Origin of the sequence: Bacteroides sp. 3_2_5, assembly GCF_000159855.2 — a bacterium.
Lineage (GTDB): Bacteria > Bacteroidota > Bacteroidia > Bacteroidales > Bacteroidaceae > Bacteroides > Bacteroides fragilis.
In genome coordinates, this window is record NZ_JH636044.1 from 3188172 (window position 1) to 3202713 (window position 14542).

Consider the following 14542-nt stretch of genomic DNA (forward strand, 5'->3'; position numbering starts at 1 on the left):
TTTTTTCAATCAGAGCCTCCGTCCGGGCAAAATAAAGGCTCTGTCCGGTCGGAACAGAGCCTTCATCTCGACCGAACAGAAGCTCGGTTTCCATTCAAATGTAACGGGGTTAATAGCTGATCTTTATTCCGGCGAAATAGCTTCGCGGAGCAGCCGGACCATAAATATATCCGGAGTCACGCTCCACTCCCTGGTCGAAATCGTTCTGATAAGCATTGAACACATTCTGCACACCTGCACTCAATTGCAGGTCCACCGATTTATAAAGTTTGAAATCATAGGCCACCTTGACTCCCATATCGAAGAAATCGCGCGTATTCACCGCCACATCCTTGTCAATATAACCGGCCATGTGCTGCACCAGCATCGATCCGGTGTACGTGCCCGACAGGGATAATGACAGAGGCTTGATCGGCATATACGTTGCCGTAAAGTACCCATAGGTATTCGGCGTACGGAAAATCTTCTTCTCGGCCGGTGCCGTTTCGCTCCACTTTTCCGGTTCGTCATAACGGCTCTGTTGCAACGTGACTCCTGCCTGTAACTGGAACAAAGAGAGATAAGCCATTTTTCCCTCCATCGACAGTCCCAATACTTTGGCTCCCGATCCGTTACGGCGCTCTTTGATAAGAATGCCGTCCCGCTCTCCGATGTTCTCGAGTACAAATACATCCGACAGTCTGGTATAAAAACCTTCAACCAGGAAGTTTACCTGAAAAGCACCGAAACGATGATACATATCGGCTGAAGCGCTGAAACTCTGAGATTTTTCCTCTTTCAGATTCTTGGCACGCTCAATCATCGACACCGTTCCGCCTACATTCTCAATATGCAGGTCTTCGTCGAAAGCCTGCGGGGCACGGAAGCCCGACGAATAACTCAGGCGAAGATTAATGTCCTCGGAAGGATTGAAACGGAGATTGGCACGAGGGCTAAAGATAACATGGTTGATCAGATTGTGCTTATCCAGACGTCCGCCCAACAGAATGCTCCATTTCTCGTTTTTCCATTCATTCTGCAAAAAAGCACTACCAATATTTACCGTCTGCTTCGTATAACGGTTGTATCCCCACATATCGTCCTTCAGGTTATCCCGGTTATACTCCAATCCCGCAGTCAGGTCGGCAGGCATGAAAAGGCATTTACCGAAACTGTACACATATTGAGAACCGCCGATAAATGTCAGGTCCGTTGTCTTTCCATAGGCGTTCTGGTCTTTTTTGCTGCCATAATAACTGTCGCGGTCCGTATGCTGTGCCGAAGTATAAACGGTCAGACGGTGTTTTTCATTCGGAGCAAAATAATCGAATTTCAAGCCACCACCGTTGATGGAGTGCTGAATCTGCTCGGCAATGTCAGCCTCGTGAGGCGGACGGTTCAGCAGGTTTCCGCCACGACGAAACTCCTGTAAGTGATGATACTCAAATGTCAACTTAGAATAAGTGCTTGTCTTGAGGAACGAACGGAAGCCGACTGTCTGGTTTTTAAGTTTCGGCATTTCGGAATAACCGTCTCCATCATGATCGTACGCATCCCGGTGACGGTTCTGTCCGAACACATAAAGTCCCGCCCGATGATCATCGGTCACCAGCGATGCGTTCAGCGAAGTATTATTATCGAAAGACGAGCTGCCGCCGATAGAAGTAAGAGTATGTGCCAACTGCCCCGAATTGCGCAATGGCTCCTTGGTGATGATATTAATGGTTCCGGCAATAGCGGACGAACCGAACAGGGCAGAACCTCCGCCTCGCATCACCTCTACCCGCTCGATCATATTGGCAGGAATCTGTTCCAACCCGTAAACACCGGAAAGGGCACTGAAGATGGGACGCGAATCGATAAGAATCTGTGTATACGGACCGTCCAGTCCATTGATGCGCACCTGCTGGAAACCGCAATTCTGACAGTTCGTTTCGACCCGGACACCGGGCTGGAAGTTAAGCCCCTGCGAAAGTGTAGGCGAGTTTGTATTCTCAAACATCTTCATATCTACCACATTGACCAATGTAGGTGCCAAGCGCCGTTTGGTCACGCTGCGATTGGCCGAAACTACCACTCCGTCAAGCGCCACGGCATCTTCTTCCAACTCAAAATTTTCTTCAAGTGTCTTTCCTTTCCTGAGACTGACATTGCGACTGATGGTTTTATACCCCACCGAACTGGCTTCGAGCACAAAATTCCCTTCGGGAAGGTTTTTCAGGAAATAGTGTCCGGTGGCATCCGTCACCGTACCGATGGTAGTTCCTTTCAGGGCGATTGTTATATAAGAGAGGTGTTCACCTGTTTTTTTATCGAGTACATGGCCGATGATATTGGCATCAGACGCTTTCAGTTCCGGATGTTCCGGTTGGTCGGCCATAGCAGGCAACAGGGCACAGCACAGGCTAACGAGGAAAAATATATATTTCTTCATTTTCATTTTTGGATAGTAGAATTACTAAATAAATTTCTCTAAATAATGCAGTGAGAGTGAGAGAGATGTTCTATCTCCCGGCAGGAGGTGCCCGCAAAGATACCACGCCCACGACGGACGAACAGTATCCTGCCCTATCCGGACGCCACGAAAGGGTATAGAGCAGACAAGCAATAAACTGAAGAGAGAGAAAAAAGATACCGGCTCCGGTAGTTACCACGTGGTTCAGCAAATGAATCAATTGAAATTCGACCGTGGTGTGACTATGGGGAGAGTCTTTCTTAAACGGGTGCGAATGGACAATGGTCACCCCATTCACTACATGCGAGTGAGTAAAGAGTGTGATACCTGCCATGTACGATATAAATAGCACAGGCAGAAACCATCTCATTATTTTCAGGCACCCTTGTTTCATCCGTTTAGTTTTGTGGCAAAGATAAGAAGTATTCCATAATGGAACAATCCCTATTTATAGGGATAATAAATGTAACACCGCATCCGGACAGATTGTTCACACATTTTTAATCTTATTGGATATTTCCGGTCTCCAGGCGGCATATATAAAAAAACGGGGTGTGTCATTATTCACAGATGACACACCCCGTTTCCATAGATACGGCCGATGGACGAATCCATCCCAGCCGTTATTCCGAACGAATCCAGGTCAGTTTATGCCAGATGCTTTCCAAAGGTCCCTGCTTATGCGCCTTCAGCCACCATTTACAGAAACGAACCTGCAAAAGGAAGAATGCAAAGCCTATCAGCAGGCTGACGGTATAACCGCAATAAGGGGCCAGATACAGCGCGAACGGGAAATAAATAATAGCTCCGGCAATAGACTGGGAGATGTAGTTCGTCAGACTCATCTTACCATAAAACCGCAAATCGGCTGTCAGCTTCCTGAATTTCTCCGTTTGATATAGCAGTACGAACGAAGCGACCAATACTATTGTGAAAGCAAACTTTTGCCACATATCCATCACTACCCCTACCGTCTGGCGTATCATATCCGGCTGTCCGGCATCCATCAATTGCACTTTCAGCTGATAGAGAGGACCAAACAGAACGGCACTCCAGATCAGGGCTTTCACCCAAAAGCGGATCGTGGCCTCCGAAGCAACGAAGAGTTGCTTTCGTCCGATCAACATTCCCAGCAGAAACAGTCCGGCTGTCTGCAGGAAGCGTCCTGCACCTATTGCCCAGAACAGGCTCGCTTTTTGTCCCAAGGTTACATTTCCCCAGATAAACTTCCAGAAATCTCCTTCCTTGGTATATTCGGCTACTTCGCCATACATCTGACCGACTCCCAGGTCGGGCAAAGAATGGGCGGGATTGAAAAGATTCATCACGTAATGATACCATTCCACCGGTTGCAGCAGCAGGAAAATGGCCAGGATAAATACCGTACGGTCACTCCACTTACGGACAATAAACAGGAAAATACCTACCACACAGAATAGCAGCAACACATCTCCTGCGGGGAAGAATGCCGCATTCAAAGTGGCAAAACCACCCAACAGGAGCAGACGCCAAAGAAAACGGTAACCAAAATCCTTGCCTTTCTTCTGTTGGTTGGTATACTGTATGTAGAACGTCAACCCGAAAAGCAAAGCAAAAATAGCATACGCTTTCCCGGCAAATAAAGAAAATATTACACTGAATACCCCTTCGTCGAGGATATTGAGCCATCCCGGTTGGGAGGCTGCGTCGGGATATACAGGAAAGATAAAGTGCTCAAGATTATGAACCAGCAGGATCGCCATCACGGCAAAACCGCGCAATGCGTCCACTACCTCGATACGGGGAGTTTTTGAAGCAATTGTTTGTCGCATGTTTTTGTTGTTTTTATAATGTGATTATTGAATTAGGGACAAAAGTAATAAAATGAATCAGAACCGGGAAAAATAAAGTCAATAAAGTAGATAACCTTGCAGCACTCCTTACAGAAACAAACTCAGGCCTCAACTCCCGGCCTGCTTCATGCTATCCTTTCTTCGTCTTGAGAAACAGTACCGGAACGACACACAGCAACGTGACGATAAAGGCGATAAAGAAATCGTCGTTAATGGCACTGATGTATCCCTCCAGATCGATACGCTTCAATATCAGCATCTCCGCCACTTCTTGGGCTGTATCGGGCGTTCTGCCCCCTGTATGTTCTATAAACCGGCTCAAGGAATGAAGGGTCTGCCGGTATACGTCTCCTGTATAGTTGAGTGCTTCGCCATATCGCTGCGTGTGAAAAGCCGTACGCTGTGTCAGCAGATGACTGAAGATGGCTACTCCGAAACTTCCTCCCATCTGCCGGACAATGTTCGTGATACTGGAAGCCTGTGCCATATCACTGTTACGGATATTCACCAGCGACAGGGTCAGCAACGGGGTGAAGAGCAATCCCATACTCAGTCCGCGCAGATAAAGACTCAGCATGATGTACCACTTCTCGGTCAGAAAAGACAGATAATAGTTCATATAGAAACTCAAAGCCATCAACAGGATTCCCGACACGATAAAGACCTTGGGGTTGATCCGTTGCATCAGTTTGCCGGACAAAGGAGAAGCCACTCCCTGGATAATCCCCACTGGCATGAAAAACATACCGGCCTGCAAAGCCGAATAGCCCAGATTGTCCTGTAAATAGAGCGGAATCAAAAACGTACTGCCGAACATGCCGATACCAAAAACAAACAGAATCAGGTTGGACAACGCAAAGTCCCTGTCGACAAACAGGCGCAGATTGATCAGCGGTGTCTTGACGGTAAACTCGAAATAAAGGAAAAGAATAAAAGTGACCACTGCAATCCACATGGCACCAAGTACTACGGGACTGCTCCATCCCATGGAATTGGTTGACGAATTGACTTCGGAAAGCCCGTACATGAAGACAGGCAAGAAGATGGCTGAAGTGATGAAACCCGGGATATCGAAAGGAACTCCGGTTCCTTTCACATGTTCCTTTTGCACAATGGCAGTGACGATCAGGGCCAGGATTCCTATCGGGATGTTGACATAAAAGATATAGTTCCAGTCCATATAATCTACCAGGTATCCACCGATAGCAGGCCCGAAAGAGACCGAAGCGGCAGAAGCGATGGACCAGAACCCCAATGCCGTCCCCCGTTGTTCGGGAGGGAATACATCGCTCACAATAGCCATGCCGACAGGAAGGAGCATGCCGCATCCGAAACCTTCGATCACCCGCCAGAAGATCAGCTCTTCGATGGTAGATGAACTGCCACACATGAAGGAACCGGCCGTAAATACGAGTAGGGACAAGAAATATATCTTTTTATAACCGAAGCGTTCGGACAGCCATCCGGCAGCAGGAAGAATACTCGCCATCGAAAGCATGTATCCGGTCAGTACCCATTCGGCCACATTGATATCCGCACCGAGCGTACCCATAATTACAGGCAGCCCGGTATTGACGACTGTAGAATCGAGCACCGCCATAAAGGTGCCTATCATGATGTTGCCTAATACGATCCATTTATAAGAAGAACTTTCTTTCATTCTTTGACGATCTTCACGTTAGCAGACATCCCCGAAAGCAGTCGGAGATTGGCTTTCAGTTTCTCTTTACCTTCTACCCGGTCGATTGATATCTTCAGGGGAATCCGCTGGGCCACCTTTGTATAGTTGCCCGATGCGTTATCAGGGGGAATCAGAGAAAACTCGGATGCAGTATTGGCACCGATATAGAAGATTTTGCCGTAAAACGTCAGTCCGGGATAGGCGTCGAGGGTGAAAAGAGCCTGTTGTCCCATACGGACTTCATCAAACTTAGTCTCCTGCAAGTAGACAGTCACCCAGAGTTTCTTGCCCTCGTTCAAGGTAAAGATGTTCTCGCCCGGCTGCAACAGATCGCCGGGAACCACCCACTGCTTGGCTATCAAGCCATCGACAGGTGAAACAATCCGGTAATCCTCAGTCATCGTGCTGTCGAGCACAGCCAGCAGTTCACCTCTCTTCACGCTGTCACCCTCCTGCTTGAAGACAGCAGACAAAGGGGCCATCGCACGGACGGACACATTCACACGACTGCCATCCAGGTTTGCATCTATGGTAGATACGTATTTTCGATAGTTCCACTACCAGACAACGGCTACGACAATAGCGATGATAAGCAATATCACCAGCCAGATAAACTTTTTCTTATCAGAGGGATTCGATGTATTTGCAGCGTCCATAATTCTTGAGATTAGTTACAAGGGTGTAAACAAAATCCGCAAGAAAAGGTTTGATGGCTGTGGGAAAGGAATCGCTGCCGGCTATGGAAGACACGGAGGGCACAGAGCGCTATTCCTAAGAATAGTTATGCTCTGTGCCCTCCGCAGTATCTTTTTATGGTCAGCCGGCTTAGTACACCACTGTCGCAATCACCTGTATAAACAGGATCAGGAATACCATTGCAATCGGATATACCGTCGCATAGGCTACACTCGGGATATTGCTGTCTACCATCGAGTCGGCAGCCGCAAGTCCCGGCGTACTGGTCATACCGCCGGTAATGGTACCCAGCAAATCGAGCAAGCTGATCTTAAACACCAGACGTCCGACGAACGCAGCAATCAGCATCGGCACTAAAGTAATGGCGGCACCTACTCCGAACAGCAGCAGACCGCTCTCCTGGAAAGTAGCGACCAGATTCTTACCTGCCGACGTACCTACCTCGGCAAGGAAAAGCAACAGTCCCAACTGACGAAGCAATTGGTTGGCAGGTCCGGACATAGACCAAAGGATAGGCCCGGTCTTGCCTATTGCGCTCAGCAGCAAAGCCACCATCAGCACACCACCTGTCAATCCCGGTGAAAAGGATAATCCGCCCGGGAACGAGATATTGAGTTTGCCAAACAGAACTCCCAGCACAATCCCCATAGCAATGGGGAAGAAATCCGTGTCGGAAAGCTTCTTGGCATTATTACCCAGCAGACGGGCTACTCCCTTGATGCCTTCTTTCTCACCAACGACCATCAGTTTATCGCCAAACTTCAATGCCAGGTCGGGTGACGGAGAGAGGTCGATACCGCTTCGACGGACACGTGTCACGGTACAACCGAAATTCTTCATCAGGTTCAGGTCGCCCAACTGCTTATTGATCATATCCTTCTTGGTCAACAGCAATGATTCGATTTCTTGCGTGTTTTCCAACGGAAGTTCACCTTCTTCACGTTCACCTACCAACACGGCAAGTTGTGTCAGAGCTTCTTCGCTACCCACTGCCTGAATGTAGTCCCCTTCATGGAGTACCGTATGGGCTGTCGGAATGGATATCTCCTCCTGATGCTTCAGGCGTGAGATAACGGCTCCTGTCATGGCACGTGCATTGATCTGCATCAGGCTACGGCCGAATACACTCGGATTCGTGATACGATAAATGCAGGTTCCCAGTTCCGGAAACTGTCCGCGACGCTCTATCTCAAGACGACGGGCCTCTTTGTCAAGGTCGATACGCATTATCTTCGGCAGCAACTTCACAAACAGGATGACACCAATCACGCCAAATGGATAGGCAATACCATAAGCGATAGAAGCCAACGGAGAGTTGGTGCTGTCGATGGCAACGGCCAAACCCGGTGTACTGGTCAGCGCTCCGGCTACCAGCCCCACCACACTCGGTGTATCGATGCCAAACGCATACTTTAACCCGACAGCAGTCAGACAGGCAGAACTGATGATAAGCATGGTAATAATGATCAGCGTCTTCCCCTTACTGCGGAAAGAATCGAAGAATCCCGGCCCCGCCTGGATACCGATGGTAAAGATAAAAAGTACCAATCCGAAGTTCCCCAGTTCCTTGGGAATAATCACACCGAAATGCCCGAAAAGAAGGGCAATGAAGATAACCGCCGACACGTCGAGCGATAGCCCCTTAATCTTGATTCTTCCCAACATGAAGCCCAACGCAACAATAAGGAAGAGAGAGAAATAAGAGGAGTGCAATAAATCAGTAAACATAAATAAAAAGGTTAATTTTAGTTGTTATGTGCGCAAAGGTACGTAAAAAACTGTTTTCGACTATAGCAAAAGAAGAAGTTATTTTCTTCGCCAAACCCCAAAGCCTTCACATAAAGAAAGCGGAACGGATATTTCACAATCAAAAAGACAGAAATTAAAAGATTCTGCTAACGCACCCTCTATTTAAAAACGGGCATATAGGGCAACCGGAAGACTTAGCAGCCAACTTCACCCCTTCCAGAAGTCCTGAAAACGGGGTTCTGTTTTTCACTTTTACAGAAAAACAATAAGGATAGACAAAAAAGGGAGTAACCATCCGGCCAGTATGCCGTAACCATACTTACCGGATGAAGTAATCATCCGGTCAAAATGGTATAACCTAACCGGAAAAAGGCTTTGAAAAAGACTGTTTTACTCTACTTCGTCCACGCTTCCGAACGGCGACCAAGTGTCAGAAAGCAACGATATAGGTAATAAGAGATCCATATTTCACATATTACAACCGAATCAGCGACAGATAGCAGTTCATGCGGCACATTAAGTATCCGAACACAAAATCGCCAACGGCATTTACCGGTGTTTTTCCGAACAACTCCCAACGAAGGATACAAATACGGGATTCTACAAGATTTTAAATATCAATTTGACAAATTGCTCTTTTCTTCGAAAATATACTTTAAGAAATACAATCCTCCCCTTCGCAACATGCTCCTTTATACTCAAATTCTAAAGTGGCATGAGTGATCCCGGCATGTTCCAGTTCATGCTTAACCTCGCGCTTTACCTCTTCCATACGGCGGAGATTGCCTATCACGATATGGGCAGTCAATGCTGTTTCGGTAGTGCTCAATGCCCAGATATGCAGATGGTGATAACTCTCCACACCGGGTTGCTCCAGGATAACCCGCCCGATCTTTTCACTATCTATTCCCACCGGGACTCCGTCGAGCGAAAGGCGGAGGCTGTCGTGCAGTAAGCTCCAGGTTGAAATGACAATAATGACGGCAATCACCAGGCCGATGATCGGGTCGACAAGTGTCCAACCGGTGTACATGATGATAATACCCGAAATGACCACTCCCACCGATACCAACGTATCGGCAGCCATATGCAGATAAGCTCCTTTCACGTTGAGGTCTTTTTCCTTATCTTTCATAAAAAGCCAGGCTGTAACGGCATTGATAACCACTCCCACACCTGCCGTCCAGGCAATGGCAGCACCTTCAACCGGAACGGGATGGAACAACTTCTCTATACTCTCGGTGATGATAATGCCGACGGCAACCAGAAGAATAACGGCATTGAGCAGAGATACCAGTACCGTACTCTTTTTATAACCGTATGTATAACGACTGTTGGGATGCACCTTTGCCAACCGGAAAGCAAGCATGGCAAGCACAAGGCTTGCCACATCTCCCAAGTTGTGCCCGGCATCGGAAAGCAACCCCAAAGAATCATAATAGAAACCGATGCCGAACTCAACGAGGACAAACAGAATATTCAGCGTAATGCCAATTATAAAAGATTTATTGAGCGACGTCAGTTCGTGGACGTGCTCGTGATGATGTTCGTGAGAATGTGCCATGCTCGATTAAGATATTTATCTATTCTAAAAACAGACAAACCGGCAGATTAGTTCAATGAAATATCATGCATAAAAGGTATCAAGCCATCCGTTTCTTCAACGGCCGGCGACTGCAGCAAGACCAGAGACTTCAGTTCTTCAAGTTCGGCCGTACAGACACAGAAATAGACATTCTGGGCCGGCAATTTCAGAAAGATCTTCCGGTTGGCATTCATTTTCCTGTTCGACCTCTCACAGTAAGGTCCGTTAATCGATACAATATAATTGCGTAGACACTCAAATCCGGCTTCGGACAGACGAAAGAAAAGGTTGCCAAATTCCAGATGATACACTTTACAATGGGCACAGTAAGTGATCATTCCATTGCGGGTTCTGCTGATTAGTTCCATCATAACTTTAACGTTTTGGTGATGGCACAAAAGTACGCAGATCACCAGGTGAAGGCAATACCTACTAATATCTAATTATCAGGCAACCGATAGCCACATATGGGGAGACAAGTCTGCCGTACGATTCCGCACACCCGTTCCCGGTCTCCCGATAACATGAATTAAGCATCTCTTTCGCGGTATAACTCTCTTTGAAAGACTTCCGGTGGATACACCGGTTCTATAAATGAAACCGATAAAACAAGGGGGACGGCATCATCAATCATTTGATTTTACTAATTAGTATTACTTATTTATGGGTATCCGCTAAGTCCTTTTTCATACTATTTAGGTATTGTCAACCCTTTTTATTGCCTCTAACTTTGCAACCGGATTTATAAACATCCCGACATAGATAAAAAAAACGCATCTATTAAAATACTAACTACTAAAATAAAATGCCAAATGAAAATTAAGAGTTTACTGACTATGATGTTTGTGCTGTGCGCTTGTGCAGCTTGTAATGACGACAAAAATGAAGAAACACCTCTCAATCAAGTAGTAGCCGGAAAATACGACGGATACACCAAAGCTGTGGCGCAATACTTCCCCGCAGGACAATATGCTGACAAACAAAGCATCACACTGACTCCTAACGACAACGGAACAGTAAACATTGCCTATACCTCCGAGTCATTCGGTGAATTCAGTATCAGCAATGCCACTGTGGAATTAAAAAATGACGCGTACCTCGTTAAAGGAGACGGGAAAACAACCATGGGTATGAATGGGGGCACCCCTAAAGAATATGATTGCACATTTGAAGGAACAATCAGCAAAGACAAGAAAACATCTGCCCTCGAGTTCAATGTACCGGCAGTAATGAACGGACTGACTGTCACTTTCACTCAAGGAGAAGCTCCGGCAGCAGTAATGGCAGCAGGCTCTTATAAGGGATATACTAAAGCCGTTGCCCAGTATTTCCCTAACGGACAATATGCTGCAGACCAGACTATCAAAGTGACCGCCAATGAAGACGGTACTGTAAACGTAACATACACTTCGACTTCGTTCGGTGAATTCACCATTAACAATGCAACTGTAAAATCAGAGAACAACGCATACACTATTAATGGAGAAGGAAAAAGCGTAATGGGCATGGAAGGCAAAGAACCTAAAGAGTATGCCTGCACCCTCAAAGGAACAATCGATGCAGCCAAAGCAACCCCCACTTTCGAAATATCGGTACCTGCCGTAATGAACGGACTGACCATTACTTTCGCCACAGGGGACGTACCGGAAAATAAATGAATTAAAACGAAATAACTAAAACAACAGAACATTCTCAGTTATATGAAAATAAATTCTCTGTTAATAGCCATTACTCTGCTGGGAACGATGCTTATATCGTTCTCAGCTTGTAATGGGATATTGAGCAGCCTATATGATGAACCGGAAACCGCAAAGGATTTCGGCTTCATTACGATAGATCATGCCAATCATAGCGGTACGGTACGGGTGGATGCTACCCAATATACAAAATGGAACTACATCAATCTGCACACCCTGCAGATTGACTCGGCCAAAGTTACCGCAGAAGGTGCGGATGATCCGGACACATGGGACCTTGCCATTCATCGATACGATGTAAAGACTAATGGCGGTGAGGTGCTTGAAACCGATTACCAAAGCCTGAGTGCACTGAAAAACGCAGGCAGCATGCCTCAAGGTACCTTTGTCGCCGACGAATGGACCACAAATAAAATAGCTGTCGACGTTTCACACATGATGGAGGATAACGGTTATCTGATTTATGCTCCGTCTGACTTCAATCCGGAACTTTCAAAATGGCTCAACGTCGATACCAGTGAAATGCCTCCCATTTACACTCCGTCCAACAAAGTCTATCTGCTCAGGATGAAAGACGGCACAATGGCTGCCATCCGCCTGGTGAGTTACATGAATGCTGCGGGCATAAAGGGATACATGACTTTTGACTACATCTACCCATACGAACCATAATGCTTTGATAAAGACAAATAAAAATAAATATGCAAAGACTACTAAAATCGGCATATTGCTTCTTCGCAGCCCTCTTGTTGACGACAGCAGCTGCCGCACAACATAAAATATCCGGCAGGGTGATCGATACCACCCAGGAACCTCTGGTAGGTGCCACCATCACCCTGAAAGAAAAACCGTCTGTCGGCACCACCACCGATACGGAAGGACGCTACACCCTGACACTGCCGGACCAGAAAGAATATACCGTACAGGTCTCTTTTGTGGGATATGTGACCGCTACAAAAAAAACAACAGCTGCCCGTCAAAGTCGTCTCGATTTCATTCTGAAAGAAGATCAGATGAATCTGAGTACCGTAGTTATCACCGGAACACGTACTCCGAAACTACTGAAAGATGCTCCGATCATCACCCGGGTAATCACAGCCGGCGATCTGAAGAAAGTGGACGCAACCCATATCGGACAATTGCTTCAGGTAGAACTACCGGGTATCGAGTTCTCTTATTCAATGGATCAGCAGGTAAAGCTCAACATGCAGGGATTTGGCGGTAATGCCGTCCTCTTTCTGGTAGATGGCGAACGTCTGGCCGGAGAAACACTGGATAACATAGACTACAACCGCCTCAACCTGGACAATGTAGAACGAGTGGAAATAGTGAAAGGCGCGGCCTCTACGCTGTATGGTTCAAGTGCCATCGGGGGGGTAATCAATATCATTACCAAAGCTTCGGACGATCCGTGGAATCTGAACCTCAATACTCGTTTCGGAGTACATAATGATCAGCGGCATGGGGGTACGGTAGGATTCAATGCCGGCAAGTTCTACAGCCAGACCAACGTACAATATACCAACATAGACTCCATTCACGTAAAACAGGGGGATTATACGACCATCAACGGCAATAAAACCTGGAACGTGAAGGAACGCCTGATGTTCACCCCGAACGAGCAATTGCGACTGACGGCACGTGCTGGCTATTATTTCCGTGAACGGGATGCCTCCTCGGAAACCAAGAACCGTTATCGCGGATTCAGTGGCGGGCTGAAAGGAAACTACGACTTCAACACGAAAAGTAACCTGGAACTGGCCTACACATTCGACCAGTACGACAAAAGTGACTATCTGGTATCATATAAGAATGATATCCGCGACTACAGTAATGTGCAACACAGTGTACGCGCGCTTTACAATTATACGTTCAACGATAAGAACACGCTCACCGTCGGAGGAGACTATCTACGAGATTATCTGATGTCGTATCAGTTCAAAGAAAACGCCGATTATACCATGCATTCCGCCGATGCTTTCGGACAGTTCGACTGGAATCCCACGGAACACTTCAACGTGATTGCCGGATTGAGGTTCGACTACTTCTCCGAATCGAACGTGCGCCATTTCTCACCGCATCTGGGATTGATGTACAAGATAGGAAACTGCTCGCTGAGGGGCTCTTATGCGCAGGGGTTCCGTTCGCCCACCTTGAAAGAGATGCACATGAACTTCTATATGGCAAACACCATGATGATTTATGGTAACCCGGATCTGGAGCCGGAAACCAGTCACAACTTCTCGCTCTCCGGAGAATATACCAAAAACCGTTATAATTTTACGCTGACAGGATATTATAACCTGGTGCACGACCGCATCGAGTATACCTCTTTCAGAGATACCGACGGAATGATCGCACAAAAATATATCAATACCCCACGGGTAGACATTGCCGGAATCGATGCCAATGCCTCTGCCAAATATCCTTGCGGTATAGGTGCACGTATCTCGTATACGTACATCCACGAGTTCATGCGTGACGGACAGACCAAACTCAGCTCTACCCGCCCCCATTCGGCTACGGTACGGTTGGAGTATGGCAAGACATGGGATCATTATGACTTCAATCTGTCACTCGACGGACGGGCCTTGTCACAGGTGAAAACCAATCAATATACTTCCAATGACCCGAATGCGGGAACGGAAAAGGTAACTTATCCGGGATATACCATGTGGAACCTGACGCTCACACAAAGAGTATGGAAGGGGATCAATGTGAATATGGCCGTCAATAACCTGTTCAACTACCGACCTGACTATTATTATGCCAATTCACCCTATACGACGGGAACCAACTTCTCCGTAGGGCTGTCGCTGGACATTGACCAAATGTTCAGAAAATAGCGGAAAAGGCTAAGCCAGCGGA

General features: G+C 47.0%; 10 protein-coding genes and 1 pseudogene. 3 read left to right on the forward strand and 8 right to left on the reverse strand.

Annotation, left to right across the window (positions count from 1 at the left end):
- Window positions 1-109 precede the first annotated feature (109 nt).
- The 8 genes and pseudogenes from BSHG_RS05115 to BSHG_RS05090 form a co-directional block, all read right to left on the reverse strand.
- Window positions 110-2413 (reverse strand): TonB-dependent receptor, encoded by a 2304-nt coding sequence (locus tag BSHG_RS05115; protein WP_005788333.1) that lies wholly within the window; start codon window positions 2411-2413, stop codon window positions 110-112.
- 70 nt (window positions 2414-2483) lie between these two features.
- Window positions 2484-2804, reverse strand: a complete 321-nt coding sequence (locus BSHG_RS22370) for a hypothetical protein (RefSeq protein ID WP_005788335.1) — start codon at window positions 2802-2804, stop codon at window positions 2484-2486.
- Window positions 2805-3057: 253 nt separating this feature from the next.
- On the reverse strand, window positions 3058-4245 hold the full coding sequence (locus tag BSHG_RS05110; RefSeq protein ID WP_008660601.1) for a DUF418 domain-containing protein: 1188 nt from the start codon (window positions 4243-4245) through the stop codon (window positions 3058-3060).
- 151 nt (window positions 4246-4396) lie between these two features.
- Entirely contained in the window at window positions 4397-5926 is a 1530-nt protein-coding gene (locus BSHG_RS05105) for a DHA2 family efflux MFS transporter permease subunit (protein WP_008660603.1), read from the reverse strand.
- Window positions 5923-6603 (reverse strand): annotated as a pseudogene (locus BSHG_RS0220625) (HlyD family secretion protein). Before BSHG_RS0220625 ends, BSHG_RS05105 begins: the two are co-directional and overlap by 4 nt.
- A gap of 169 nt (window positions 6604-6772) precedes the next feature.
- Entirely contained in the window at window positions 6773-8371 is a 1599-nt protein-coding gene (locus tag BSHG_RS05100) for an aspartate:alanine exchanger family transporter (RefSeq protein WP_005788346.1), read from the reverse strand.
- A 676-nt stretch (window positions 8372-9047) separates the two neighbouring features.
- A complete protein-coding gene (locus BSHG_RS05095; protein WP_008660613.1) occupies window positions 9048-9956 on the reverse strand; it encodes a cation diffusion facilitator family transporter in 909 nt (302 codons plus the stop codon).
- A gap of 47 nt (window positions 9957-10003) precedes the next feature.
- Entirely contained in the window at window positions 10004-10348 is a 345-nt protein-coding gene (locus BSHG_RS05090) for a DUF6686 family protein (RefSeq protein WP_005788354.1), read from the reverse strand.
- A gap of 441 nt (window positions 10349-10789) precedes the next feature.
- Between BSHG_RS05090 and BSHG_RS05085 the strand changes: the two genes are divergently transcribed.
- From BSHG_RS05085 to BSHG_RS05075, 3 genes are read left to right on the forward strand one after another with little or no spacing between them, the layout of a single operon-like run.
- Window positions 10790-11635 (forward strand): calycin-like domain-containing protein, encoded by an 846-nt coding sequence (locus tag BSHG_RS05085; protein WP_005788356.1) that lies wholly within the window; start codon window positions 10790-10792, stop codon window positions 11633-11635.
- Window positions 11636-11677: 42 nt separating this feature from the next.
- Entirely contained in the window at window positions 11678-12346 is a 669-nt protein-coding gene (locus tag BSHG_RS05080; RefSeq protein WP_008660616.1) for an HmuY family protein, read from the forward strand.
- A gap of 29 nt (window positions 12347-12375) precedes the next feature.
- Window positions 12376-14520 (forward strand): TonB-dependent receptor, encoded by a 2145-nt coding sequence (locus tag BSHG_RS05075; protein ID WP_008660619.1) that lies wholly within the window; start codon window positions 12376-12378, stop codon window positions 14518-14520.
- Window positions 14521-14542 lie beyond the last annotated feature (22 nt).

Bases quoted from the DNA above. Each gene is read 5' to 3' on its own strand.
- BSHG_RS05115 (WP_005788333.1), bottom strand. From the start codon at position 2,413: ATGAAGAAATATATATTTTTCCTCGTTAGCCTGTGCTGTGCCCTGTTG.
- BSHG_RS22370 (WP_005788335.1), bottom strand. From the start codon at position 2,804: ATGAGATGGTTTCTGCCTGTGCTATTTATATCGTACATGGCAGGTATC.
- BSHG_RS05110 (WP_008660601.1), bottom strand. From the start codon at position 4,245: ATGCGACAAACAATTGCTTCAAAAACTCCCCGTATCGAGGTAGTGGAC.
- BSHG_RS05105 (WP_008660603.1), bottom strand. From the start codon at position 5,926: ATGAAAGAAAGTTCTTCTTATAAATGGATCGTATTAGGCAACATCATG.
- BSHG_RS05100 (WP_005788346.1), bottom strand. From the start codon at position 8,371: ATGTTTACTGATTTATTGCACTCCTCTTATTTCTCTCTCTTCCTTATT.
- BSHG_RS05095 (WP_008660613.1), bottom strand. From the start codon at position 9,956: ATGGCACATTCTCACGAACATCATCACGAGCACGTCCACGAACTGACG.
- BSHG_RS05090 (WP_005788354.1), bottom strand. From the start codon at position 10,348: ATGATGGAACTAATCAGCAGAACCCGCAATGGAATGATCACTTACTGT.
- BSHG_RS05085 (WP_005788356.1), top strand. From the start codon at position 10,790: ATGAAAATTAAGAGTTTACTGACTATGATGTTTGTGCTGTGCGCTTGT.
- BSHG_RS05080 (WP_008660616.1), top strand. From the start codon at position 11,678: ATGAAAATAAATTCTCTGTTAATAGCCATTACTCTGCTGGGAACGATG.
- BSHG_RS05075 (WP_008660619.1), top strand. From the start codon at position 12,376: ATGCAAAGACTACTAAAATCGGCATATTGCTTCTTCGCAGCCCTCTTG.